The 24205-nt window shown below is 39.9% G+C and carries 28 protein-coding genes; 7 read left to right on the forward strand and 21 right to left on the reverse strand.

Translation table 11 applies throughout. The features are described from left to right. Position 1: 1 nt before the first annotated feature. Both PQ578_RS21565 and PQ578_RS21570 read right to left on the reverse strand, forming a co-directional pair. The gene (locus PQ578_RS21565; protein WP_273837171.1) at positions 2–1147 is read right to left on the reverse strand and encodes an acyl-CoA dehydrogenase family protein; all 1146 of its coding nucleotides are present in this window, start codon (positions 1145–1147) and stop codon (positions 2–4) included. Positions 1148–1173: 26 nt separating this feature from the next. Further along, positions 1174–1428 carry a glutaredoxin domain-containing protein gene (locus PQ578_RS21570; RefSeq protein WP_273837173.1) on the reverse strand — a complete coding sequence of 85 codons (255 nt, stop codon included), beginning with the start codon at positions 1426–1428 and terminating at the stop codon, positions 1174–1176. A 212-nt stretch (positions 1429–1640) separates the two neighbouring features. Between PQ578_RS21570 and PQ578_RS21575 the strand changes: the two genes are divergently transcribed. Both PQ578_RS21575 and PQ578_RS21580 read left to right on the forward strand, forming a co-directional pair. Continuing rightward, positions 1641–2711, forward strand: a complete 1071-nt coding sequence (locus tag PQ578_RS21575) for a toxic anion resistance protein (protein ID WP_159782487.1) — start codon at positions 1641–1643, stop codon at positions 2709–2711. A gap of 17 nt (positions 2712–2728) precedes the next feature. Beyond that, positions 2729–3589, forward strand: a complete 861-nt coding sequence (locus PQ578_RS21580; RefSeq protein ID WP_273837176.1) for a hypothetical protein — start codon at positions 2729–2731, stop codon at positions 3587–3589. Between the two features lie 35 nt (positions 3590–3624). Here PQ578_RS21580 and trhO read toward each other — a convergent pair whose 3' ends face one another. The 14 genes from trhO to PQ578_RS21650 form a co-directional block, all read right to left on the reverse strand. Continuing rightward, positions 3625–4593: an oxygen-dependent tRNA uridine(34) hydroxylase TrhO gene (gene trhO / locus PQ578_RS21585; protein WP_273837178.1), complete on the reverse strand. Its 969-nt coding sequence runs from the start codon at positions 4591–4593 to the stop codon at positions 3625–3627. A gap of 179 nt (positions 4594–4772) precedes the next feature. Beyond that, the gene (locus PQ578_RS21590; protein WP_273837182.1) at positions 4773–5213 is read right to left on the reverse strand and encodes an OsmC family protein; all 441 of its coding nucleotides are present in this window, start codon (positions 5211–5213) and stop codon (positions 4773–4775) included. A 58-nt stretch (positions 5214–5271) separates the two neighbouring features. Beyond that, positions 5272–5700, reverse strand: coding sequence for a BrxA/BrxB family bacilliredoxin (locus tag PQ578_RS21595; protein WP_273837185.1), 429 nt, complete (start codon positions 5698–5700; stop codon positions 5272–5274). Between the two features lie 20 nt (positions 5701–5720). Next, positions 5721–6842, reverse strand: a complete 1122-nt coding sequence (locus tag PQ578_RS21600) for a conserved virulence factor C family protein (RefSeq protein ID WP_273837186.1) — start codon at positions 6840–6842, stop codon at positions 5721–5723. A gap of 62 nt (positions 6843–6904) precedes the next feature. Beyond that, entirely contained in the window at positions 6905–7498 is a 594-nt protein-coding gene (locus tag PQ578_RS21605; RefSeq protein ID WP_273837188.1) for a lytic transglycosylase domain-containing protein, read from the reverse strand. A gap of 15 nt (positions 7499–7513) precedes the next feature. Continuing rightward, a complete protein-coding gene (ytvI, locus tag PQ578_RS21610; RefSeq protein WP_273837191.1) occupies positions 7514–8617 on the reverse strand; it encodes a sporulation integral membrane protein YtvI in 1104 nt (367 codons plus the stop codon). A gap of 162 nt (positions 8618–8779) precedes the next feature. Then, the gene (locus PQ578_RS21615) at positions 8780–9814 is read right to left on the reverse strand and encodes an EAL domain-containing protein (RefSeq protein ID WP_273837194.1); all 1035 of its coding nucleotides are present in this window, start codon (positions 9812–9814) and stop codon (positions 8780–8782) included. A 92-nt stretch (positions 9815–9906) separates the two neighbouring features. Beyond that, the gene (gene glgA, locus PQ578_RS21620; protein WP_273837196.1) at positions 9907–11337 is read right to left on the reverse strand and encodes a glycogen synthase GlgA; all 1431 of its coding nucleotides are present in this window, start codon (positions 11335–11337) and stop codon (positions 9907–9909) included. Between the two features lie 15 nt (positions 11338–11352). Beyond that, entirely contained in the window at positions 11353–12459 is a 1107-nt protein-coding gene (gene glgD, locus PQ578_RS21625; protein ID WP_273837198.1) for a glucose-1-phosphate adenylyltransferase subunit GlgD, read from the reverse strand. Between the two features lie 17 nt (positions 12460–12476). After that, positions 12477–13616, reverse strand: coding sequence for a glucose-1-phosphate adenylyltransferase (locus tag PQ578_RS21630; RefSeq protein WP_273837199.1), 1140 nt, complete (start codon positions 13614–13616; stop codon positions 12477–12479). Then, positions 13609–15516 (reverse strand): 1,4-alpha-glucan branching protein GlgB, encoded by a 1908-nt coding sequence (glgB, locus tag PQ578_RS21635; RefSeq protein ID WP_273837201.1) that lies wholly within the window; start codon positions 15514–15516, stop codon positions 13609–13611. Before glgB ends, PQ578_RS21630 begins: the two co-directional genes overlap by 8 nt. Positions 15517–15732: 216 nt before the next feature. After that, complete coding sequence (locus tag PQ578_RS21640) at positions 15733–16743, reverse strand: glycoside hydrolase family 15 protein (protein ID WP_273837202.1); 1011 nt, start codon at positions 16741–16743, stop codon at positions 15733–15735. Positions 16744–16840: 97 nt separating this feature from the next. Further along, complete coding sequence (locus tag PQ578_RS21645) at positions 16841–17098, reverse strand: YhdB family protein (RefSeq protein WP_273837204.1); 258 nt, start codon at positions 17096–17098, stop codon at positions 16841–16843. Positions 17099–17175: 77 nt separating this feature from the next. Further along, complete coding sequence (locus tag PQ578_RS21650) at positions 17176–18036, reverse strand: CvfB family protein (RefSeq protein ID WP_273837206.1); 861 nt, start codon at positions 18034–18036, stop codon at positions 17176–17178. 130 nt (positions 18037–18166) lie between these two features. Between PQ578_RS21650 and PQ578_RS21655 the strand changes: the two genes are divergently transcribed. Then, complete coding sequence (locus PQ578_RS21655) at positions 18167–18436, forward strand: DUF2524 family protein (protein ID WP_098443550.1); 270 nt, start codon at positions 18167–18169, stop codon at positions 18434–18436. 36 nt (positions 18437–18472) lie between these two features. Here PQ578_RS21655 and PQ578_RS21660 read toward each other — a convergent pair whose 3' ends face one another. Together PQ578_RS21660 and PQ578_RS21665 are read right to left on the reverse strand one after the other, a co-directional pair. Then, positions 18473–18991 carry an acyl-CoA thioesterase gene (locus PQ578_RS21660; protein WP_273837208.1) on the reverse strand — a complete coding sequence of 173 codons (519 nt, stop codon included), beginning with the start codon at positions 18989–18991 and terminating at the stop codon, positions 18473–18475. Positions 18992–19007: 16 nt separating this feature from the next. Next, positions 19008–20696 carry a formate--tetrahydrofolate ligase gene (locus tag PQ578_RS21665; protein ID WP_273837210.1) on the reverse strand — a complete coding sequence of 563 codons (1689 nt, stop codon included), beginning with the start codon at positions 20694–20696 and terminating at the stop codon, positions 19008–19010. A gap of 283 nt (positions 20697–20979) precedes the next feature. On the opposite strand from PQ578_RS21665, the gene cspD reads away from it, so the two are divergent. Beyond that, the gene (gene cspD / locus PQ578_RS21670; RefSeq protein ID WP_159782470.1) at positions 20980–21180 is read left to right on the forward strand and encodes a cold-shock protein CspD; all 201 of its coding nucleotides are present in this window, start codon (positions 20980–20982) and stop codon (positions 21178–21180) included. 117 nt (positions 21181–21297) lie between these two features. Further along, the gene (locus PQ578_RS21675; RefSeq protein ID WP_098443546.1) at positions 21298–21546 is read left to right on the forward strand and encodes a DUF2564 family protein; all 249 of its coding nucleotides are present in this window, start codon (positions 21298–21300) and stop codon (positions 21544–21546) included. Positions 21547–21572: 26 nt separating this feature from the next. On the opposite strand, the gene PQ578_RS21680 is transcribed toward PQ578_RS21675, so the two are convergent. Together PQ578_RS21680 and PQ578_RS21685 are read right to left on the reverse strand one after the other, a co-directional pair. Continuing rightward, positions 21573–22235 carry a reverse transcriptase-like protein gene (locus tag PQ578_RS21680; RefSeq protein WP_273837214.1) on the reverse strand — a complete coding sequence of 221 codons (663 nt, stop codon included), beginning with the start codon at positions 22233–22235 and terminating at the stop codon, positions 21573–21575. Positions 22236–22247: 12 nt separating this feature from the next. Further along, the gene (locus tag PQ578_RS21685; protein WP_098443544.1) at positions 22248–22424 is read right to left on the reverse strand and encodes a zinc-finger domain-containing protein; all 177 of its coding nucleotides are present in this window, start codon (positions 22422–22424) and stop codon (positions 22248–22250) included. 126 nt (positions 22425–22550) lie between these two features. Here PQ578_RS21685 and PQ578_RS21690 point away from each other — a divergent pair, with 126 nt between their 5' ends. Then, positions 22551–22952 (forward strand): reverse transcriptase-like protein, encoded by a 402-nt coding sequence (locus PQ578_RS21690; RefSeq protein ID WP_273837218.1) that lies wholly within the window; start codon positions 22551–22553, stop codon positions 22950–22952. 60 nt (positions 22953–23012) lie between these two features. On the opposite strand, the gene PQ578_RS21695 is transcribed toward PQ578_RS21690, so the two are convergent. Then, positions 23013–23891 carry a 5'-3' exonuclease gene (locus PQ578_RS21695; RefSeq protein WP_273837219.1) on the reverse strand — a complete coding sequence of 293 codons (879 nt, stop codon included), beginning with the start codon at positions 23889–23891 and terminating at the stop codon, positions 23013–23015. Between the two features lie 175 nt (positions 23892–24066). On the opposite strand from PQ578_RS21695, the gene PQ578_RS22455 reads away from it, so the two are divergent. Continuing rightward, the coding region (locus PQ578_RS22455) for a transposase (RefSeq protein ID WP_337958036.1) at positions 24067–24205 on the forward strand (139 nt) is incomplete at its 3' end.

The following is a 24205-nucleotide window of genomic DNA, read 5'->3' on the forward strand; positions in this document are numbered from 1 at the left end:
CTTAAAATTGCTTCATCGCAAGAACTTGTAGCGTTAATTCATCACTAGGAGGATTATGAAGTCCCGCTCGAACATCTCTGTACAAGCGTTCCAACTGATTCTTTTTCATCAAGCTCCTTCCCCCTACAATGCGCATGGAAAGGTCAACAGCTTCCATCGCAGCTTTAACTGCCTGCGATTTTGCAGCAAAAAGCTGTCCCTGCATGTTCATTCGCTCTTCTGGATACTGATCCCACTGCTCTGCGACCGAATAAAGAAAGTGACGAGCACTTAAGAGTGCAAGGGATATGCGCCCAAACTTATCTTGGATATGGGGAACATCTTTTAATGGAATATCTAGACTGTTCGGTTGATAAGAAGTAACAAATTTCACCGCTTCTTCTCGTGCAGATTCAGCAATCCCAAGATACACAGCGGGGATATGAAGTAACCAGGCAGGAGGAAGGGATGCCGTTTTGCGTTCCTTATCATAAATTTCAAGGAGAGCTTCAGACGGAACGAAGACGTCTGTTAAGACAAGATCATCACTTCTCGTTCCTCTCATCCCCAAAACTTCCCATGTTTGTTCAAGGGATACACCTTTTTGATTCATTGATACTAAGAAGTCAGCTGGCACACCATTTAACGTCGATTTCACAATCACAGAGTCAAGATGTGGACTTAACGTTGTGAATGTTTTTCGGCCAGTAAGCTGATAGCCCCCCTCTACTTCTGTTGCGATCGTTGCAGGCAGTCCTCCTCTCGTTGGATCACCAGTCTCCTCTTCTGTTTGAGCTCTATTCACAAGCGCCCCTTTCAATACATCCATGCAAAGTTCCGCATACTTGTGATCATTCCAAGGTCGACGATCTTGAAGATCTTTTAGAATACCAAAGTGCCAACCAATCGATAACGCACCTGCTCCTTCGCCTTTCCCAAGCTCCTCTTGAATAAGGACTAGTTCGTAAAGGGAAAGTTCTTTCCCACCAAATTCCTCTGGAATGGGCAGTGAAGTAAAACCTGAATCCTTCATACTTGCTATAATGGCGTCAGGAATGCGCGCTTCCTTGTCTATTTGCTCAGCGCTCTCTTTAAGCTCAGCGCGATGCTTACTAGCTAGATCCAGGAGCTCTTTCTGACGATCATTGCGAACAAATTTCTCAATCATTTCATTCACCCTCTTTCAACAAGTTATCAATCCTTCATTTTAGAAGACGAAAGATCAAGAAGTTCATCAATCCGTTCTTGTTCAAATCCAATAATCACTTCATCATCAATGACAATCGTTGGCGTGGACATTGATCCGTGCTCGTTGATGAGCTCATTCCGCGCTGCCTGGTTTTCTTTTATATTTAACAGTTCATATGTGACGCCATGCATTTGAAAATAATTTTTCACAAACTCGCACGGTGGACATGCCGGTTGGGTGTAGAGCTTTACATTTTTCATCTTTCATCACGTCCTAACGTTAAAATAAATCCGTTTAAAACATATCACCCCTCTCATCATCTTTCAACTATTTTACATGCGATACGTTTGTACTTATTTCGCAAAGGGAAAGGTTTTGCTGAAGGTGTTTTGAAACTTTTCGCGAAATCTATTCGTATAGAATGGTAGGAAGTAAACCCAAACGATTTCATTCTATTGAAGGAGTGTCATATATGAGTAATCAGCCTGAAAAAGTTAACTCTCAACGTGAAAAAGCTGAGGAAATTATTCAAAGCTTTTATCATGAAGATGATACAGATAAAATACTTCAATCCTTATCTGGGCTAGGTGAAGATGCCCAGCGTGATGCTGGAGAGTCATTAGAAGCATTAAAGCGACCGGTTAAAGGAATGATTGATCAACCGAATAACGATTTACCTGATAATCTACACAAACTTAGAGAGCACGTTTCAGAACTTGAGCCCTCTTACTTAAAGAAAAATAAATTTAACAAACTGCTAAATCGCGTCATGGGTCGCAATGAAGTTGAGCAATATGCGAAGAAATATAAAACGGTAGAATCTCAGGTTGAAGTCATTGTTGAGTCTCTTCTAACCGGTAAAGATAAGCTACAAGAAGATAATGTGATGTTAAAAGAACTTAAAGATGTGGCTAGAGATCGAATTTTCGGCTTAGAAGATCAAATGGAGCTAGGTCAGACGCTCATGACAATGCTTGATGAGGAAGCGGCTAAGACCGAATGGAAAGACAATCCCCTACCGATCCAAAAAGCGCAACAAAAAGTCGTTAGTCGAGTAAAGAATATGTCGCAGGCTGTCATGGTTCTTCGTCAGTCTATGGCCTCCGTCGATTTGATCATGGAAAATAATGAAAAGTTAGAGGAAGCAATCTTCAATGCCGTTACGATGACGAAGAACATCATCACGGTTACAGCTTCGATCCAGTTAGCACTCGGCAACCAGCAGAAGGTCATTTCCGCTGTTCAAAATGTTAACGAAGCAACAGAGTCAATGCTTCTTCGAAATGCTGAAATGCTAAAGCAAAATACGGAGGAAACGGTCAAAACACTTGAAAAACCGGCCATTGCGATTGAATCCTTCCGAAAAGCCTATCAGGATGTATTTGAAGCCATTGAAATTACAGAGAAATCAAATGTCCGTATTATTGATAGCGGTAAAAAGTTCATACTAGAAATGGATCAGTTAAACAAAGAAATGAAAACCAAACTGGATAGCACAACGTCGAGACAAAAGCAGCTATCTGATGCAGCTGATCGACTTTAATGACAGGAGGGAATCCCATGGGGCTTTTTGATTCTTCTGAACCCCAGTGGCTTGAAAAGCTGTTACCACCGCAATTCAAGACGGTGGAAGCATCACTACTTCAGGATGCGAGTACAACAAACTTCCTTTCATATGCGGAACAGTTGTTAGATGAATTTATTGATAAACTCGATCCTTTAGAAAATAAGCCACAAAAATGGAAACGTACAGAACGAGGATTTACTGTTTATTTAAAAATACGACGAAACCTTATTTTATTTTCTGGATATGATAGCCAAAAAGACCGTTCGTCTACACCAAAAAAGTTCTACATTCAATGGGAACGACAAATGATTGCAAAACGAGATTCAGGTAAATGCAAGCAGGGTACCATTTTAATTAATGATCGAGGAAAAATTATTAAACGAAGTATTAAACGTTCTCCTTTTTTTAAAGGGATTTTTCAGCGCATGAAATTATTGGATCACGCCTTATTAGGTAGAAATGCAACGCAAGAACAAGGAGCAATTGATCCGGTTTTAAAAGAACAGCTAAATCATTTAGAGCAAGTGGCTACACATGCTTATATTAGTGGCGTTATTCATTCTAGAGCGACAAGGCTCATTCACCTTTTCCGGCAAATCTTACCTGAACTTGAGCCGCTTGACCTTGAGGAACGCCATGTTGTAAAGCGGATGCTTTCAACTGAGCTACCAAACATACTGACAGGCTTTACTGCCCTATCTGCAGAAAATCGCGAGTTGCGGCACCGTGACCTATTTCAAGCTCTTTGCCAAATGGAGTTAACGCTTCATCAATACCTCGAAAAAATAGAAGAACATCGTCTTTCAAAAGTGGATCATCTTCTTAAAGTAAATAAAATCAGATATGACAAATAAAAAGCTAGCTGTCTGCAGACAGCTAGCTTTTTTGATTAAACCTCTTGTTCAATATGCTCTTGCATTAATTTTTGTAGGCGTTCATTGACTTCTTCTTGCGTTAAACCATGTTCAGCTACGTAACGGTTGCGAGGTGATGTTCTACACTCATGCGAACATCCGCGCAAGTATTTATGTTCGTTCTCCTCTGATGTAATAATTTGTTTATTACATTCAGGGCTTGCACAATTAACATAGCGTTCACACGGTTCACCAGTGAAGTAATCTTTACCAACAACAACATGATCTTTTTGGTTAATCGGAACAGTAATTCGGCCATCAAACACATAGCACTGTCCATCCCAAAGTTCCCCTTTGGTGTCTTCATCCTGACCATATGTCACGATACCACCATCAAGCTGATTCACATCCTCAAATCCTTGATTAACCATCCAGCCTGTGAACTTTTCACAGCGTATTCCGCCCGTACAGTACGTAAGAATCTTCTTATCCTTTTGATCAGCAAGATTTTCTTGTACCCACTCCGGCAAATCGCGGAAATTCTTAATATCTGGACGAATCGCACCGCGGAAATGACCGACATCATACTCGTAATCATTCCGAGTATCAAGAATAATGACATCATCTTGCTGCATCGCTTCACGCCACTCAGCAGGCTTTAAGTGCTTACCACCGACCTGATTTGGATCATGGTTTTCGTCAAGACGAAGCGTAACTAGCTCTGGTCTTAGACGGACGTGCATCTTTTTAAATGGATGTTCAGAAGCTTCGTCAATCTTGAAGAACAAGTCAGCAAACCGCTCATCCGCATGCATCATATTCATATATTGCTGCGTTTCTTCAAATGTTCCAGAAAGCGTTCCGTTAATGCCTTCTTCCGCAATAAGGATTCTTCCTTTTAGATTATGCTCTTTACAAAAAGCAAGGTGTTCTTCAACATATTCTTCCGGTTGATCAATTTGTACATATTTATAAAACAATAATACACGATAGTCTTTATTCATGCTTCTATCTCCTTTATTTCACTGTTTCCATTTTGCCCGTCACTGTTCCGTTCCAAAACCTTATTATAATGATTTTCGCAAGAAATGCAAAGGGTCAGATTCATAATATGTTCTAAATGGTTAGGACAGCCATGTTTTGTCAGCTTATCAAAACAAATGAACGATTTCAGTGAAAAACATCACACTTTTTTTATAGATGGTTCTACGACAACATCAACATTTCCTTTGATCGCTCTTGTAATCATACAGCCTTCCTCTGCCCGATGGGCAATATCATGAATTCGTGCAGTCATTGCCTCATTAGGGTCATTTGACAGGTAGATGACTGGATAATGATGAATAGATGCAACGTGAAGCCTTCCTTTATCACTTACGGTCAATTTAGATGAGATTTTAATATCTTCAAAAGGAATTTCATTTCGTTCTAAATACAAACCAATCGTCATAAAATAACAGGCAGCTGACGAGCTTAAAAGCAATTCATCCGGGTTCGTTCCTTTTTCACTTCCTCCCATTGACGATGGGATTGAGACGTCTGTCGTAAGGTTTTCCGTTCTAACAATTCCTTCACCAGAGAGGCCACCCTTCCAGCTTCCTTGCAGTTCAAATACGTGATCCATTTTATCAACCTCCTATTAACTCGAGCAAAACTCCACTCATATGAGTGGAGTTTTGTCATTAACAATATTGTTCAAAAGCTCCTGTCAAGTTGGCTACAATTTCTTCCACATCATGATCTTCAATTTCTTCTCTTGGAATAAAGTGAAGTACCTGACCATCTTTTAAAAGGGCGATGGAAGGTGATGATGGTTCATATCCTTCTAGATATTCACGCATTTTTCCAGTTGCTTCACGATCCTGTCCTGCAAAAACGGTCACAAGATGTTCTGGCTTCTTTTCATACTCAATCGCTTCACGAGCGGCAGGGCGAGCGAGACCAGCTGCACAACCACATACGGAGTTGATAAAAACAAGTGAGGTTCCCTTTTTCTCCGAAATAAAGCTTGCTACTTCATCCGGTGTTGTAAGCTCTTCAAAACCAGCTGATGTTAATTCATCACGCATTGGCTGCGCCATCTGACGCATATATTCTTCGTATGGATTCATATCCTATACCTCCTGTGAATTTATTTTGATTTTCTTGCTTGCGTCATTTGATGCCAGACAGATCCTTTTGCTTCTTCTCCGCCTTTTATCCTCTCTAACGCCATACCAGCCTGCATCTTTACTTCAAACTCCGGATCATTTGCTGCTTGTTCAAGTGCCGGAATTGCCGTTTCATCTCCCACTTCATATAAGAACATTGCCGCCCTCCATCGAACAAGCTTGTTACGATCTTGTAGCGATTCAATCATTTCGGGGATGGCTTCAACAAAACCTAGATCAGACAAACAATCTCCAGCTGTTCGTCTTACTGTAACAGACTTATCTTTCAATGCTTGATAAAGAAGCGGAAGCACTTCCTTCGATTCGATCATACCGAGGAAAACGACTGATAAGCGTCGTACAGAAGCTTTTTCATCCTTCAATGCCTTTTCTAGCACTGGTAGATCAGTAAGCTCTGGATCCATACGGTCAAGTGCAGCGTATCTGACCTTCCAGTCAGCATCATCAAGCATCGCAAGGGTAACCACTTTTTTCTCTTGCTTAATGGATTCACTTTGATCTGAAAATGCAGCTTTTACAAGTGCTTCAAGACGCTCTTCACTGTAAGTCGCCGCAATTTCTTCTGTAACCTCTTGTCCAATTTCTTCAGGTGAACCGTACCTTGGATTTTGTTCCTTCCACTGTCGCTCCATCACCATATTCTCTGAAGCTGATGAGGCTTTCATTGCTGCTTTCATAAAGCGCTCAGGTAATCCAAAGCGCTGTTCAGATTCCCCTTCTTCTAGCTTCACTTGCATCGGGATGCCACGAAACATTTGGATTGATACTTTTATTTCACCGAAATCTTCAGAAGCCTGCTCTGATGCTTTGTATTCCTCAACAACTTCACCGAACGCCTCTCTTGCACCTGGGAGAATATCTTCCCAGGCGTATTTCGCATTACGTTCTAATGCAATAAAATCCATCACATGATAAAGGCCCTTAACGCCTGGAACGGCCATTAATTTCTGAATATACACTGGAGCATTTGTGAGATCAGTCTCAAGTTTATACTGCCTCGTGTCTCCAGCTGGTAACTCTTCACTTAAATTAATTTTCATCGAATTTGGACTTGGAGTCGGTTCGATTGAAACAATCTTCACGCAATCGCCCCCTTCTAATCGTGATTTTATCATATGTGAAAGCACTGTACCATTACATTGAATCAAGGATCTAATTTCACAACTGTAGCGTTTTCTTTATATTCATTATAGAATGATAGCACTTCTTCGACATACTCATCGCTTTGATTGTAAGCAAACAGCGCACTTTCCAGTCTTCCCTCACTAGCTCCATTCGCTGAAAGGTAGCTTGCTGCTGTATAAGCCGCATCTTTAAGATTATAAGGATCCGCTTTTCCATCACCGTTTCCATCTTTTCCATATCCACCGTGTTTTTGAATAAGCTCTAAATCCGTAATATCCACTAAATCATCCTTATCGAGTTCACCAAGACGGCTGCCCCCATAACTCCAACCAATCCAGGTTAGAGGCATAAATTGATAATGGCCAATTGCCCCTTTTGGACTTTCTAATGTCGACATCGTGGAGAATTTTGTTTCAACACGATGGACAGCCGCGAGAAGCTCCCATTGCACATCATATTCATCTCCTGCTTCACGGTAGAGATCAATATACTCCTCTGGTACTTCGGATTTTTTTAATGGCTGAGAAAAAGTATCCGGTGACTGCTTTAAAATTAAGCCAATCACAGCACTAATAATAATCGTTACGATAATTAAACTTCCCGTTCGTTTCACATTCGTTCTTCCTTCCTACCGTCTATCCTGTGGATTTGAAAATTCTTCACTAGGAAGATGAATCCACTTACTTAAATACCCATGATCATAAAGAGCCTTGATCAATATGAGTAAAATCGGTGAAATAATAACTCCTGAAATCCCAAATAATGAGAGTGAAATAATCATAAAGGATAAAATTGTAAAGGCTGACACACCAAGGGAATCACCCGTGATTTTTGGCTCCATAATCTGTCTTACAAGCATGACAACCCCAAGCAATATTAAAAGCGATACTGCAAGAGATGTTTGGCCGACCGCAAAGAGATAAATAGCCCACGGTATAAAAATGGCCGAAACACCGAGAAGCGGTAATAAATCAAAAAACGCTGATAATAGTGCAAGAGTAAACGCATTATCTACTCGCAAAATCCATAATCCACAGAGAACGAGAACAAACGTAATTGTTATGAGCTTTAACTGTGCCTTTAAGTACGCTCCAATACCGCTTAATACATTCTCCTTTAAGAAGTAGTACGCAATCTTAAACGTATTCGGCGTGCGTTTTACTGCAATTCGTTTCCACATTTCAATTTCGATACTTAAAAAATAAGCAAGTACGATTCCGACAATAAAATTAATGACAAGTGTGGGGATGGAAGTTACGAAGGCAAACACACTATTTAAAAATGCAGTAAGCATAAAGGAAGCCTTTTCGACAAGAGTTAATGAAAAGTCCCGGGCCTTTTCAAGTACGTCAGGTGGGAGAGCATTTATCTGAAGCTGTCCCCATTCAATATAATTCATAATCTGATCTTGAAACTTCGCAACATATCCAGGAATTAAGCCGATTAGATTTTGTAACTGAAGAACAAAGATAGCTCCCGCTAGAAAGACGACACTTAAGACAACAAGAACAAACAAAAGTGTTGAAATGGTCGTTGCGGCTGTCTTCCCTATTCCTTTTCGATGTAGAAAACGTGCGAAAGGTTCAATGATTAAAAAGATAACATACCCTACGATAATGGGTGCTGCAATATCAAATAGAAAACTAGATACTAACATTATTAGAAATACGGTTAATACGATAAGTCCAATATCAAAAGCTGTACGTGCATAGCGTTGATAAAACGTTAACATTCCGTCACCCCAATTTTGTAATCTGTCGTAAGCATATCGGTTTTCAGTCTAAATTTCCATAAGAAAAAGAAGGGAGCGCCCTTCTTTTTCTTAATAGTATGAGAAGTTATGAAGCTCTTGACCATAAGCGTCACTCCCTCGAATTTAGTCATGTCTCTCCACTTATACTTGTAGAGCTGTAACAGGTTCCTTTGCAGGACGTCCAAAATAGTAGCCCTGACCAAGTGGGATTCCTATTTCCCTACAAAAATCAACTTCTTCTTTTCGTTCAATCCCCTCAGCGAGCAATGTAATGCCTTCCTCTTTTGATAAAGATACCATTTCAATTAAATACTTCTGTTTAACAGGGTCCTGATCACTGTGGGAAATCAAACTTCGATCAATCTTTGCATAATCCGGTTTTAATTCTAATAATATTTCTCTTGTTGCAAAACCTGACCCAACATCATCGAGTGCCATCTTCATTCCCTCTTGTTGATAGGTTTTAAAAATCTTCTTCAAATGAGCAATTTCATTAATTTTTTCCGTTTCCACTACTTCAAACACAAGGTCATTCGGATCAATTTTGAAAGCATTCACTGCTTGAAAGGTCGTTCGAAGGCAGTGAGCAGGATCATAAATGGATGAAGGTAAGAAGTTAATAAATCGCTTCGTCCCATTTTCTAAATGAGAGGCGCTTACTTTAAGTGAAGCAATTCTAGCGGCACTATCAAGAAATGACTGCAAACCAGATTGTCTTGCCATTTCAAATAATTCGTTCGGATAAAAAAGAAAGTCTTCACTCGTTGGCCGCATTAAAAACTCATATCCTGTAATACTCTGATCAGCAAGCGTGATGATCGGCTGCATATGACTTGTAAAAAGTGAGTGTTTCATTATTTCTATGTAATCAGGGTTCTGGACTCGTGAATAAAATTGCGAGAATGAGAGTGGTTGACTTTTCTCCCTTTCATCCTCTGAGTATGTTGAGCAAAAAAACATGTCAACTGCTGCCTGATTAAAATTCGAAGCGATCAGGCGGCAAACATCCGCTAAAACTTCTTGACCTACAAAAGGAATGACTAGCGGATGGTCTAGCTGCTTTCGGCCCATGAGGTCATGTAAACTTTGATTAAGCTGAGGAACGGTAGTAAAGATTTCTATATAACCAGCAGAATGAATGTTTGGTATAGTTTGGCATTTTTCACATGATATCATCAGTCATTTTCTCCTATCTTAAAATTTGTAGCATTCTTAACGAAAAAAGCAGAGAGTTTCCCCTCTGCTTTTCTTATCGGTAAAAATTAAAATTATTTTAATAGGTTTTGATACAAATTTAAGTATTTTACTGATGAAGCTTCCCACGAATAGTTAAGACGCATCGCTCTTACAACTAGTTTTTTCCATGTGATGTCATCATGATGATATAGATCAAGAGCAAGGCGGATTGTATCTAACATTTCGTGCGCATTATAATTCGCAAAACTAAATCCATGCCCCTCCCCTGTAAACTTGTTATAAGGTTGGACAGTATCTTTTAAGCCACCTGTTTCTCGTACAATGGGAAGACTACCATATCGTAGCGCGATCAGCTGACTAATGCCACATGGCTCAAATTGGGAAGGCATTAAGAACAAATCAGATGCAGCATAAAGCTGGCGCGCAAAACCATCATCAAAATAAATATTTGCTGAAAATCTACCAGGATAGCGTGCTTCTGCTTCTCGAAGCATATGCTCGTAATGCTCATCACCTGTTCCAAGAACAACTACCTGGACTTTTTGCTCCATTATTTCAGGTAAGACTCTGAAGAACAGATCAATTCCCTTTTGTTCGACAAGTCGCGTAATGAGGGCAATAACTGGAATGCCTTCTCCTATTTGTAGACCGAGATTTTTTTGAAGATCGGTTTTGTTTTTTTCTTTTAGAATGTGTGAGGCGTGATACGTATAAGCAAGAGCCGAATCACTGGCCGGATCATAAAGATCCGTATCAATCCCGTTAATAATTCCAGTAAATTCATTTTCTCTTTTCCTCATAACTCCATCCAAGTATTCACCGAAATATGGCTGCTTAATTTCATCCGCATACGATGGACTTACAGTTGTAATGTAATCTGCATAAAGCAGTCCACCTTTCATGAAGCTTACATTACCATGAAACTCTACTCCTTCATTATTAAAATGAAGTTCACTTAAATCTAGCAAATCATGCAAAATGGACTTCGGAAAAATTCCCTGATAACGCAAATTATGAATTGTATAAACGACCTTAATTCCCTCATAGTAAGGGTGGTTTCTATAATGGGCTTTCTTTAGTACAGGGATCATCCCAGTTTGCCAATCGTGGCAATGGAGAATGTCAGGCTGATCTTCAAGATATGGGATCGCTTCTAATACGGCTTTACAAAAAAATGAAAAGCGCTCACCGTCATCAAAGTATCCATAGCTACCACTTCGCTTAAAATAATATTCATTGTCAACGAAATAATAGGTGATGCCATCATACTTAAGCATCTCAATGCCACAATATTTATCACGCCAGCCAACTGAAACGGTAATCGTCTCTTTTAATTCAAGCTGACTTTTAAACGTCTCATTCATATCTTGATATTTAGGTAAGATAACAGAAACGTTCGCTCCCTGTTTTTGAAGTGCTTTTGGAAGAGCACCGATCACATCACCAAGACCACCCGTTTTAATAAATGGATGACCTTCAGATGCGGCAAATAGTACGTTCATTACAAGTTCCCCCTACTAAATGACAGTCGATTTTGCGATAACGCGTGGTTGGTCTTCTGAAATGACCTTCTCGTTTGGTGATACGGAAACGTCTTTATCCAGAATCACATTCTCAATCACTGCACCCTCACCAATTTCACACTTTTGCATAATGATACTGTTTTTAATAACTGCACCTTTTCCAACTCTAATTCCTCTAAACAAAATGCTATTTTCTACCGTCCCTGAAATCGTACAGCCGTTTGCAATCAAGGAGTTCGACACGCTGGAGCTTTCTAAATACTTCGCAGGAGATTCGTGCTTTACTTTCGTATAAATTGGACCCGTGTTATAAAATAATTCCTGCGTTACATTTGGATCAAGCATTTCCATACTATAACGATAATAGCTCTCAACACTATCAATGAAGGTAACATATCCACCAAAATAATGGGCGTGTACATGGTAACGATCTAAATTTGCAGCAATCGCTTCATTAATGCTCTCATGCTTCCCACTCTCAATGCTATCTTCAACAAGAGAAATAAGGAGAGATGATTTCATCAAGAAGGTGTTCAAAAACACGTTATCTCCTGGCAACGGTTCAACACCTAAATTTAATCGATCTACCCGTTCATCATCGTTCGTATACAACACGTTATAATGACTACCACTCGTATAAGGGTCGTCACAAGGTTTGTATACAACCGTTATATCAGCATTCTCGGCCTCATGTTCGTCAATAATTTGATCGAAATCTACGTTCCAGACAAGCTGTCCGTTCGTTACAAGAACATAATGAGAAAGGCTTCTCTTAAAAAAGGAAAGGTTTTCATAAAATGAATGGATGTCACCAGAATTTCTGCGTTCTTCATCTGCAGGGGGCTGGAAGAAAAGCCCTCCCTGATGACGATCGAGATCCCATTCTCGGCCTGAACCTAAATGGTCAAATAATGAACGGTATTTCTCACGAGTAAAAACGGCTACCGTGTTAACACCTGCATTTGTTAAGTTTGATAAAGAGAAATCGATCAATCGATACCGCCCTGCAAATGGAACAGAGGCAAAGCTCCGATGATTTGTTAACTCACTTAGTGTGTTTTTTTCATCTACGAGGTTAATAACTCCTACTACTTTTTTCATCGTTTAATCCCCCTACTCTATTTTGGTACCGAGACGATTTCGCCATCAGCAATTAAAGAAATGGAACCATCACTTGACCCTAATGACATACCATCTTCTACTACAGTGCCACTTTCTACAATCGCGTTTTCGATCGTTACATTTGCTCCAATTTTTACATTTGGCATAATGATTGAGTTTCGAATCGTACTTCCAAGTCCAACGTGCACGCCGTAGAAAAGAACCGAACGATAAACGTCTCCATAGACAACGCATCCTTCATTTACTAGTGAACGTGTCACTTTCGCTTGAGGAGCAATATATTGTGGTGGTTGATTTGGATTCACCGAATAGATTTTCCATGCAGGATCATTAAGAATCAAGGCTGGATCATCATCGAGAAGATCCATGTTTGCTTCCCACAAGCTTTGTAACGTTCCAACATCCTTCCAGTATCCATTGAATGAATAAGCAAATACGTTCTTTTCGTCTTCAATCATGGCCGGAATGATATCTTTACCAAAGTCATTAGATGATCCAGGAGTTTGCTCATCTTCTGTTAGATACTTTTCAAGCGTTTTCCAATTGAAAATATAAATGCCCATCGATGCTAAATTTGTTTTCGGTTCATCTGGTTTCTCTTGAAACTCAACAATCCGATCTTCGTCATCCGTATTCATAATACCGAAGCGACTTGCTTCATTCCATGGCACTTCAAGAACCGCAATCGTTGCATCCGCATCACGCTGCTCATGATAATCAAGCATCTCAGAATAATCCATTTTATAAATGTGGTCCCCTGAAATAACAAGAACATATTCTGGGTCATATTGCTTGATATAGTACATGTTCTGGTAAATCGCATTCGCTGTGCCACGGTACCACTCGCCGCCCTTTTGGCCCATGTAAGGGGGAAGGACGGAAACGCCTCCATTTTTTCGGTCAAGATCCCATGAACTTCCAATTCCGATATATGAATTGAGTATGTACGGCTGATATTGTGTGAGAACGCCAACCGTATCAATACCGGAATTGCTACAATTACTAAGTGTGAAATCAATAATGCGATATTTACCTCCGAACGGAACGGCAGGTTTCGCAAGACGAGTCGTTAATTTTCCTAACCTTGTCCCTTGACCTCCTGCGAGTAGCATGGCGACACAACGTTTTTTAGACATAGCGATTTCTCCTTTCAAGGTTGCTTTTATTTTTTTTGCCGAGAACAACAATTCCAAGCGGTGGTACTTTAAGCATCAGGCTATAAGGTTGATTGTGATAGGGCGTTTTTTCGCTTTGCAATTCGTCTGCGTTTAACTGACCTGACCCACCGTACTTTTCTTGATCGCTATTAAACATTTCAATATACGTTCCAGTAGATGGAACGCCAATCCGATAATCATAGTACACATTAGGAGAAAAATTAATAATCGCGATATCGCAATCTCCTTTTGCTTTGCCTTTTCTCATAAAGGTGAGGACAGACTGGGTGTTATCGTTCGCATCGATCCATTCAAATCCTTCAGACTCATGATCAATGCGCCACATTGCCCTTGAATCAAGATAAAAATGATTAAGCTCTTTTACATAAGCGTTCATTTTCCTATGCATATCATAATCAAAAAGCAACCAGTCAAGCTCCGATAAATCTTTCCATTCAACGAATTGTCCAAATTCTCCTCCCATAAAGAGGAGTTTTTTTCCGGGATGAGCCATCATGTACCCATAAAGCGTTCGAAGATTGGCAAACTTTTGCCAATAGTCCCCTGGCATCTTATTTAGTAATGACTTTTTCCCATGTACCACTTCATCATGCGAAAGCGGCAACAAATAGTTTTCTGAAAAAGCGTAGAAAAAAGAGAACGTTAACAAGTTATGATGGTGTTTACGATCATCCATGTGAAGCTCCATGTACTTCAGAACATCATTCATCCATCCCATGTTCCATTTATAATTGAAACCGAGGCCACCTTCATGAATAGGTGCGCTTACTAAAGGATAATCCGTCGATTCTTCTGCCATCATTAAAGCATTTGGGAATTGTTCAAAGATTGTTCGATTTAATTTCTGAATAAATTCCTTAGCTGCAGAATTCTCTCCTTCCACGCCACCGCTTTCATGGTCATGGTGATAAAGAAGCATCTGTGAAACTGCATCTACCCTTAACCCATCAATATGGTAATAGTCAAACCAGAAGACAGCATTCGAGATAAGAAAACTGACCACTTCAGGTTTACTATAATCGAAATTAAACGTTCCCCAATTATGCCGTTCCGCTCGAGCCGGATCAGACGGTTCAAATACCGGTCCGCCGTCAAACTGACCGAGTCCGTGTGCATCCTTACAAAAATGAGCAGGCACCCAATCAAGAATCACGCCAATATCTTCCTGATGACATTTATCGATAAACGCTTTTAAATCATCAGGCTCACCAAACCGACTTGTGACTGAAAAGTACCCTGTAATTTGATAACCCCATGAGCGATCAAATGGATGCTCCATTACCGGCATTAGTTCAATGTGGGTATACCCATGTTCCTTCACATAAGGAATCAATTCATGCATCAGATCCTTATAGGAATAATAGGAACCATCTTCTTTCCTACGCCAGGAACCAGGATGAACTTCATAAATGGATAGCGGCCCATCATATGGGGCAGTTTTCTTTCGTTTCGCCATCCACTTCGCATCATGCCAGTCAAAATGATCAACTTTTTTTACGATGGAAGCCGTCTTCGGTTTCAGTTCCGAATAAAAAGCATAAGGATCAGACTTCATAAGCGTCTCCCCTGCAGTTGTTTCGACAGCATATTTGTAGAGCTCATTTTCTGATAAGTGTTCTACAAATAACGACCATAGTCCTGACTCTTCCACTTTTTCCATTCGATGCGATGTGGTATCCCATTGATTAAAATTCCCTGTTACGGCTACTGCTACAGCATGAGGAGCCCAGACTGTAAATCTGACTCCAAACCGTCCATCTTCTTCCCTTAAATGGGCGCCCATTGAACGATAAGCCTGAAATAAATTTCCCTGATGAAATAGATACCGATCATACTCTGTCGGCATAGATACAGTCATTGCGACACCTCGCTCTCATTGATAAATAGAGGGATTCCACGATACTTATCCTCTACATCCTAAAGATTCGACACGTACCTTTAGGTTTCCTCTTAAAAAATTTATTGTCGAAAAATACATGTATTTTTCGACAAATAAGGGAATATTTTTTCATAAATTGCAATAAAAAAAGGTTGCGCAACGTAGCGCAACCTTTCACATTTATAAATAAAAACCTTATGATACATTCTCTTGCATTTCATTCATCCGTACTTGAAGTTGATAAGCCATGGAAATAGACCAAGCTAGCGGTGTGTTTTTATTTGGAATATTCGTACCGCCAATATAAAGTTCAGGAATTTTTCCACTTTCAGGTGTTATACTCATCGTTTTCGACCAGTATTCACTCATTTTATCAAGTTCGCCTAGCTGCTCATAGCAAAGACCTAACCACGGGAATCCAAAACACCATTCAGCTTCGCTACCTTCGTTATAATACACATCATTTTCATACCTTATAATGCCTCGTTCTCGCTCAAGCCTCTCTGTGACCCGGTCCACAATTTGGATCGCTTGTTCTCTTGATACAACATTTAAAGGATAAATTAATGATAAAAGAGCTAAATCCGTTTCTTTCGTTTCACTTTCACAAGGTAAAAGTTTATCTAAAGCTTTTTCACCTTCCTTAATCATATATGACGGTACGTTAACGAGAGTTTTAACGGCTTTTAGACCCGCTACACACGCTCCAACGCTTGACGCATGTAATTCTACATTTTCTTCCCACATGCCATTATCAGGGCTTTTCCAGTATTCGAGACATTCTAGATAATCTACAAGTTTTTGAACGATACGCTGGTCAACTTTGTCTCTTAACATCGGCTTACCATTTTGAATTCCTTGACCGATTCCGAATAACAAAATCCCAACTGCATCATTTTGCGCATGTCCCCATTCGACGGGAATTTCTTCTAAATTTCTTGTATAACGTGCATGAATGTATTCATGTAAATAATGCGGCTTTTGTTCCGTATGAATATCAAGCTTCCACTCATATTTTCTAAGTAGTGTGAGTAAAGCATGGTACGCTTTTTCATATCGTGAACATTTCGAATTTAAATATGGCATAACCGCATAGCATACATCTCTGATCCAAACGTAGTCGTAATCATCCGATGTACTTGCAACATAAGCTCCGTTGGGTAGTCGCATACTTTCAAGTACACTGTGCAGCTGCTGTTGATTCATATTCCTCACCTGCTCCTTATTTTTTACTACAATTATACCCTTTTCGACAATTTTAAACCTTTTTAACAATAAAAAAACCGACCCCATATGCTTGAGGTCAGTCTAAAGTCTGATTTATAGCGGTCATTTCACTAAGGTCAGGTTCCATCCGATATACGTAATCAATGTAGGAAAGAAGCGTATCCCGTGCTTCCTTTACCTTCATAAATTCAGTTTCACGTATAAAGGCATAAACAAATTGTTCAATTCGCTTCGAAAGGATGTCATCTTCTGTTTTCATCATCAAAACGCTAAGATCAATGCATGCACAATGATGCGTGTAATATAGAGCTTTGTCATAGTCAGTAATATCCAATGACTTGCCCCCTTTCTAGGAGCTTAGGTATAGTATTAGCCCGTAAGCTCCAGTTACACGAAGAAAAAGATGACATATTAGGATTTTAAAATGGTGACTCCCTCTTGTTGTTCAACCTTCTTTTCTTTTATCAATTTCCCCATCGCGCGCTTAAAAGCAGCTTTACTTATGTTAAATTCATTCTTAATCGCTTCCGGATCACTTTTATCAGTAAAAGGCATTTGATTGCCGTGCTTCTCCATATATGCAACAAGGCGATCTGAGTCCTCAAGTCTTGCTTCCTTTACAAGAGGTCTTGTCGATACGTTCACACGACCGTCTTCCCTTACAAATGTAATTCTCATTGTAAGACGCTGACCAAGTCTTACTTGTTCTTTCATCTCATCTTTATGCAAATAGGCAAGATACCCTTCACTTGTCAGAATTGAAACGCCATCATCAAGGAAGCGGAAAACTAGTCCTTCAACTTCAGCATTTTTACTATCTGCTGGTGCTACAACAGAAAGTTCCTGGATTTCTTCAAATTTACTTAAATCAGCAAAAAGACGCTGCTTTTTATCCAGCTTTAGCCCACAATAGAGCTCATCGCCAATAGCAGGCCAGGTAGCCCAGTCATAAGGTAAGTCATCTTTTGATAAAAGCATGTCTTTTTGAATGCCAATATCCACAAATACACCGAGGCTTCGCTTCACTTCTACAACCTTTAGAATCGAGAAGGAATCCATTGTTACGAGCGGAACTGTTTCAGTGGCTGAAAGTCTTCCTTGATGATCGTGATATAGAAATACCTCTACTTCATCATCTTCTTCGTAGTGGTTTTTAGCTTCTTTTTTATGAAGCATGACATCTTCATATCCATTTGTTAAAAAATAGCCGTATTCTTGCATACGTGCGACACGTAACGTCGTCATTTCTCCTGCATGTAATTCACTTGCCAACTTGATTCACGCCTTTCTTGTTTCTCATCTTAGTATATCACTTTCACTTCTGTTATTTCCCCTTCGTTCTCATAAAAGTATCTTTCCTGTCAATACTAATCATGAATTACTATAAAAGGAGAGGTTCCTCATGTCCACATACCGTAAAGTAGAAGAAATGTTAAAAAACGCTCATGAGCTAACTGAATATGCTGACGAGCAGCTCCAACTAGCTACAAAGCAGCAATCAGCGGTCAATGATAAGGGTTATACAGAAACCCAACAATTGCTTGAACGTATGTCTGTTGAACTTGATAAAATGATTCACAGTGCAAATCCTGAACAGCGTGACGCGCTTCACAGAGCGCAACAGCAAATTCAGGATCGACAGAATAATTTCATTCTTGGATTTGAAACGTGAGATCTGCTAATAGCAGATCTTTTTTTGTGGATAAGCTTAAGAAAAAACGCCAAATTCACTTGCTAACGTTTGTGAATGTTTCCTTCTAGCCTTTCTCGCTTTCATACGTTCAAAGCCACCATCGTGCACGAACTTCTCTTCTTCCGTTTCGGGCATGGCTTCTGGTACCCTTGCCGGAACGCTTTCTTCATCTAGCGCCACAAACGTTAAAAAGGATGTAGCACATACTTTCTTTTTACTCGAAATCACATTTTCTGCAAAGATTTTCACAAACACTTCCATTGACGTATTATGCGTCCAGCTTACATAAGCTTCTAAGCTAACGACTTCTCCTTCACGAATCGGACTTAGAAAATCAATGGAGTCTGCTGATGCAGTCACAACAGCGGATCTAGCGTGCTTTGACGCTGAAATTGCCGCAATGTCATCTATGTAGGACATTAGTTTCCCACCAAATAGTGTTCCATGTGTATTCGTGTCCGAGGGTAATACAAAGCTCGATTTTGTCGTTCTAGAATCACGTATTAATTTCTTTGATAAAGCAGTATTCGACATTTTTTATCCACACTTTCTAGAAAAGCCCAATTGCGGTTCCATCTTCTGAAACATCCATATTAAGAGCTGCTGGTTTTTTAGGTAATCCTGGCATTGTCATCACGTTACCGGTTAATGCTACGATAAATCCGGCGCCAATGGAAGGGCGAAATTCACGGATCGTTATTCGAAAGCCAGATGGCCGTCCGAGTAGTGAAGGATCGTCCGAAAGTGAATATTGTGTTTTCGCCATACAAATTGGCAGATTCCCCCATCCATTACCATCAAGTTCTTGCATTTGCTTTTGTGCTTTTGCGGATAAATCGACGCCTTCAGCTCCATAAATTTCTGTTGCGATTTTTTCCAACTTTTCTTCAATGGTGCTTTCAAGATCATAGAGAGGTTTGAAATGGTTCTCATTTTGTTCCATTTCGTTTAATAACGTTTTAGCAAGTTCTACGCCACCTTCTCCACCATTTGCCCATACGTCTGTTAAAGCCACTGGTATGTCGTTTTCCTTGCACCATTGAAGCAATGCATTTACTTCAAGTTCGGTATCAGTGACAAACCGGTTAATCGCCACTACAAAAGGAACGCCAAATTTTTTAACGGAAGATACATGATGCTCAAGATTAACGAGCCCTGCTTGTAATGCACCAATATCTTCTTTTTTAAGCTGATCTTTCGCTACGCCGCCGTGCATTTTAAGAGCACGAATTGTGGCAACGATAACGGTTGCTGCTGGTTTAATTTCTCCTGCTCTCGTTTTAATATCAAAGAACTTCTCAGCGCCCAAATCTGCCCCAAAACCAGCTTCTGTGATCACATAATCAGAAAGCTTTTGAGCCATTTTCGTTGCAACGACGCTATTGCACCCATGAGCAATGTTTGCGAATGGGCCCCCATGAATGAGCGCAGGTGTATTTTCTAACGTTTGAACGAGATTTGGGTTCATAGCATCTTTTAATAGAAGTGTAATCGCCCCTTCTACACCTAAGTCGCCAGCTGTAATCGGCTCTTTTGTTGAGCGATATCCGATGACAATTGAAGCAATCCGCTTCTTCAAATCTGATAAGTCGGATGCTAGACAAAGAATGGCCATGATCTCTGATGCTACGGTGATATCAAATCCATCTTCACGGGGTACTCCTTGCGTTGGACCGCCTAAACCAACAATAACGTTTCGCAATGCCCGGTCGTTCAGATCCACAACTCGCTTCCACGTCACGCGTCTAGTATCAAATCCGACTTCATTTCCTTGATGAATGTGGTTATCAATAAGGGCAGAAAGAGCATTGTGAGCAGACGTTATGGCATGTAGATCTCCTGTAAAATGGAGATTAATGTCTTCCATTGGCATAACTTGAGAATATCCTCCCCCAGCTGCACCACCTTTAATACCCATGCTTGGTCCTAGTGAAGGTTCTCTCATTGCGACAATGGCTTTTTCACCGATTCGATTTAATGCTTGAGCAAGACCGACTGTTACCGTACTCTTCCCTTCTCCTGCAGGGGTCGGATTGATTGCAGTAACAAGCACAACTTTACCAGAAGGATGAGTATTCAAACGTTTCATCGTATTCAATGAAATTTTCGCTTTATAATGACCATATGGCTCCCATTCATCTTCATGTAACCCTAATTGTGCAGCGATCGATTTAATTCGCGCCATTTTCGATTCTTGTGCAATTTCAATATCACTCTTATATGTTAGTCCCGGCTTCATAAAACCCCTCCATAAATTAAATTGCATAACTCCATTTTCCATCTTACCCAACTTTATTCTCTACGTTAAGGATTATGTGCTATTCTCTAGGTGGTGTTGACATTTTTATGGTGAGACGTTATAGTTAAATTAACCATTTATCACATAGGATATTTGATTGAGAATTTGAATTCGATTTTTTGTGCACTTCTCGTACACATCGAATATCTTTTCTTCAACATCCGGTGAATGGTTGAAATTTAAAGTGCACAAGGATTGTGCTAAGCTTTTAGGAGGAACAAACATGCAAAACGGTAAAGTAAAATGGTTTAATGCAGAAAAAGGATTCGGTTTCATCGAAATCGAAGGAGCTGACGATGTATTCGTACACTTTTCAGCAATCAATGACGAAGGTTTCAAAACACTAGAAGAAGGCCAAGAAGTTTCTTTCGAAATCGTTGAAGGAAACCGCGGACCTCAAGCTGCTAACGTTAACAAACTTTAATTATAAACCTCAAAGGAACTGATGCCTACATCAGTTCCTTTTTTTGCGTCTTTTTTCGGTTAATTCCCATTAATTGTGGCCATACTATGCTTGAATGATTGATAAAGGTGGGATTACATGTCAGAACCATATTCTGATTTACAACAAATTGAAATGTCCATTAAATCAGCACAGCATCTCGTTGGCCAGGCTACAAAAAGTATGAATGGGAATCAATTGAAAGCTGCTCAAGACGCGATTAACCAGGCCAAAGAGCAATTTCAGCAGGCACTTTCACACAAATCCGGTACTAATGAACAATTTTATGAATTCTCAAGTGAATTAATTGAAAAATGCGAAACTCAATTAAGAGAAGCGAACGAATAAGAGAAGCAGCCTAATTGCTGCTTCTCTTACTCGTTATCCAGCTCAATCGAGCTACTAATTTCTGTTCCATTCAACGCTTGCTTCGCCAAGCGATGAGACTCTTTATTTTCTTCGCGAGAAATATGCTTGTACACCGGTTGCAGTCTAAGTTGTTGGAGCGTATCTTCAATTCGATCCATCCATCTCGTAAAGAGCGGTTCATAGACAGCCCACTCGCCTGCCAGTTGGTTGATGACAACTTGAGAATCCCCTTTAATCAGAATCTCCGTATCTTCTACATCAATCGTTTTAATTTCCTGAAGACCTAGCCATAAAGCAGCATATTCAGCTTCATTATTGTTCTCAAGATAGTCCAGCGCTTTATTGATACGAATTCGTTTTCGTTTTCTTCCCTCATAATAATAAATGACTGCGCCACACCCAGCCTTCTTAGTCTGTTTATCAAAGCTACCATCAAAAATAATTTCAATAGAAGCAGGGCGTTCTTGTTTCTTGGTCATATAGGTTTCTAATTCTTTCACAGACCATTTTGTGCCTCTGTTATCTAAAAAGTATAAATCAATGGAGCGACCCGTTTTTACAATATCACGAGCCATTAACATCGCTTCATTAAATGGCATTTCATCAGACGTCATCCAGGAGGAAATACCTCTAGGCGTTTTGTATTTCCATTTTACAATTACATCCATGATTGGTCCTCCTTATGTCAAATGTTTGCCTAATTGTTTTAATTCATCTCCAACCGTGCATTCGGTAATGCAAAAACGCTGGGCGTGACACTTACCGTAATCATGCTGGTTGACTCGTTTTAATAAGCAATCCTGACAATATGTATCAAGGATTAATCCAACTTCCATCATCACTTCTTTTTTCTTCATACTTTTCACTCCTACACACAGTCCCTTCTATACAGCTTTCTCCTTTTATCTTAAATGTATGTCTTCTCTCTTCGAACATGATTATGATAAAATACAGCAAGACCAGTCCAAAGAGAGGAGCACCATATGATTGAAGTCTACGTAGACGGAGCAAGCGCAGGTAATCCAGGCCCTTCTGGCGCCGGTGTTTTTATTAAAGCTGAAGGTAGCGTCATTAAATCCGCTCTTCCACTTGGCATGCTCTCAAACCATGAAGCAGAATTTGAAGCATTAATTCACGCGCTCTCAATCTGCAAAGAGAATCAGTACCGTACCCTATCCATTCGAACAGACTCACAGCTCGTCAGCAGCGCTGTAGATGGAAGGTACGTCAAAAATAAAGTTTATCTACCCTATTTAACTCGATGCCTTGAATTAGCGGATCAGTTTGACCTCTGTTTTATTAAGTGGATTCCTAGTTCCAAAAATAAAATGGCAGACGAACTCGCTCGAAAAGCAATTCAACAAAATGAACAGAAAGATCACTAATCTTTTAACGAACAAAACGAGCGCCTTTACATGCAAGGCGCTGTTTTATGTTCCTTTTCTTTACATACGGATGCGTAACCCTAACTTATCGAGCTCGGATTTCATTTGGTTAATATCAAGATCTAACTTGCACTCCGCAAAAGAATAAAGATCAAGTTCAGGAATCGCGCGCTCAATTGTAACGAGCTCTAAACTTAATTTCGCCAATTCCTCACCCTCAGTCAGTTTTTTTCGATAGCGATTATATTTGCTGTCTAGTACACCAATACTTTCATACACACCTTGAACCGATCCATATTGCTGAATAAGTGGTAATGCTGCTTTGTCCCCTACACCTGCAACACCAGGGATGTTATCACTCTTATCACCCAAGAGAGCTTTCACATCAATCCACTGACTAGGAGTTATGCCATACTCCGTTTTAAAATGATCTTCTGTATATACCCGGTCGCCTTCTTTTCGAACCGCGATGATTTGTGAGACGGCAGGATTTAAAAGCTGAAGCAAGTCCTTATCGTTACTGTAGATGTAACAATCGCCATGCCCCTCTTTTGTCCACCTTTCTGAAAGTGTGCCGATAACATCGTCCGCTTCAAATCCTTCTACACTCATCTGGGGAATTCCTGTTGCATTAAACAAATTCACTGCTGTTTCATATTGCTGAATTAGAGGAGCTGGTAGATCATCTCTTGTACCTTTATAGTCTTCATATAGCGCTTTACGCTTTACTTCATTTCGTTTTACGTCCCACGTGACAACAAAATGAGTTGGTTCATAATCATTAATAAGAGACATTATTTTTTGTAACTTCACTCTTAAAGCATTTGTGAAAAGTCCTTCAGAAGTTTTTGAAAGCTGCTCTTCTGACTTTCCATATGCGGTAGCAAAATAACCCCTACTTAATAAATTAAACCCATCAATTAAGATTAGTCTTCCCATGTTTCTGATCTTCCCTTCGCTCAAAAAACCTATTTTCTTTTGTAATGGTAACATAGATTCAGAAAGTACGTTTTTGAGCGCAAAAGAAGAAGCCTCCAAAATGTGATATGATCCCCACATAGTAGACAGAGAAAAGAAAGCACATTAAGCTGTCTACTATGGAGGGGATTTTTCTATGGGAGAAATCAGGAAAACATATGATGTGCCATTTAAGAAAAAAGCTGTAGATATGTATCTGAAAGAGGGAATGGGTTACAAAACAGTAGGAAGAGAATTAGAAATTGACCCCAAAATGGTTCGCCGGTGGGTTCAAC

Source organism: Guptibacillus sedimenti, from assembly GCF_028610665.1.
Taxonomy (GTDB): Bacteria; Bacillota; Bacilli; order Bacillales; family Guptibacillaceae; genus Guptibacillus; species Guptibacillus sedimenti.

What these genes read in the sequence shown, in the direction of transcription:
- PQ578_RS21565 (WP_273837171.1), bottom strand. Translation starts at nt 1,147, where the DNA reads ATGATTGAGAAATTTGTTCGCAATGATCGTCAGAAAGAGCTCCTGGAT.
- PQ578_RS21570 (WP_273837173.1), bottom strand. Translation starts at nt 1,428, where the DNA reads ATGAAAAATGTAAAGCTCTACACCCAACCGGCATGTCCACCGTGCGAG.
- PQ578_RS21575 (WP_159782487.1), top strand. Translation starts at nt 1,641, where the DNA reads ATGAGTAATCAGCCTGAAAAAGTTAACTCTCAACGTGAAAAAGCTGAG.
- PQ578_RS21580 (WP_273837176.1), top strand. Translation starts at nt 2,729, where the DNA reads ATGGGGCTTTTTGATTCTTCTGAACCCCAGTGGCTTGAAAAGCTGTTA.
- trhO (WP_273837178.1), bottom strand. Translation starts at nt 4,593, where the DNA reads ATGAATAAAGACTATCGTGTATTATTGTTTTATAAATATGTACAAATT.
- PQ578_RS21590 (WP_273837182.1), bottom strand. Translation starts at nt 5,213, where the DNA reads ATGGATCACGTATTTGAACTGCAAGGAAGCTGGAAGGGTGGCCTCTCT.
- PQ578_RS21595 (WP_273837185.1), bottom strand. Translation starts at nt 5,700, where the DNA reads ATGAATCCATACGAAGAATATATGCGTCAGATGGCGCAGCCAATGCGT.
- ytvI (WP_273837191.1), bottom strand. Translation starts at nt 8,617, where the DNA reads ATGTTAACGTTTTATCAACGCTATGCACGTACAGCTTTTGATATTGGA.
- PQ578_RS21615 (WP_273837194.1), bottom strand. Translation starts at nt 9,814, where the DNA reads ATGATATCATGTGAAAAATGCCAAACTATACCAAACATTCATTCTGCT.
- glgA (WP_273837196.1), bottom strand. Translation starts at nt 11,337, where the DNA reads ATGAACGTACTATTTGCCGCATCTGAAGGTCATCCATTTATTAAAACG.
- glgD (WP_273837198.1), bottom strand. Translation starts at nt 12,459, where the DNA reads ATGAAAAAAGTAGTAGGAGTTATTAACCTCGTAGATGAAAAAAACACA.
- PQ578_RS21630 (WP_273837199.1), bottom strand. Translation starts at nt 13,616, where the DNA reads ATGTCTAAAAAACGTTGTGTCGCCATGCTACTCGCAGGAGGTCAAGGG.
- glgB (WP_273837201.1), bottom strand. Translation starts at nt 15,516, where the DNA reads ATGACTGTATCTATGCCGACAGAGTATGATCGGTATCTATTTCATCAG.
- PQ578_RS21640 (WP_273837202.1), bottom strand. Translation starts at nt 16,743, where the DNA reads ATGAATCAACAGCAGCTGCACAGTGTACTTGAAAGTATGCGACTACCC.
- PQ578_RS21655 (WP_098443550.1), top strand. Translation starts at nt 18,167, where the DNA reads ATGTCCACATACCGTAAAGTAGAAGAAATGTTAAAAAACGCTCATGAG.
- PQ578_RS21660 (WP_273837208.1), bottom strand. Translation starts at nt 18,991, where the DNA reads ATGTCGAATACTGCTTTATCAAAGAAATTAATACGTGATTCTAGAACG.
- PQ578_RS21665 (WP_273837210.1), bottom strand. Translation starts at nt 20,696, where the DNA reads ATGAAGCCGGGACTAACATATAAGAGTGATATTGAAATTGCACAAGAA.
- cspD (WP_159782470.1), top strand. Translation starts at nt 20,980, where the DNA reads ATGCAAAACGGTAAAGTAAAATGGTTTAATGCAGAAAAAGGATTCGGT.
- PQ578_RS21675 (WP_098443546.1), top strand. Translation starts at nt 21,298, where the DNA reads ATGTCAGAACCATATTCTGATTTACAACAAATTGAAATGTCCATTAAA.
- PQ578_RS21680 (WP_273837214.1), bottom strand. Translation starts at nt 22,235, where the DNA reads ATGGATGTAATTGTAAAATGGAAATACAAAACGCCTAGAGGTATTTCC.
- PQ578_RS21685 (WP_098443544.1), bottom strand. Translation starts at nt 22,424, where the DNA reads ATGAAGAAAAAAGAAGTGATGATGGAAGTTGGATTAATCCTTGATACA.
- PQ578_RS21690 (WP_273837218.1), top strand. Translation starts at nt 22,551, where the DNA reads ATGATTGAAGTCTACGTAGACGGAGCAAGCGCAGGTAATCCAGGCCCT.
- PQ578_RS21695 (WP_273837219.1), bottom strand. Translation starts at nt 23,891, where the DNA reads ATGGGAAGACTAATCTTAATTGATGGGTTTAATTTATTAAGTAGGGGT.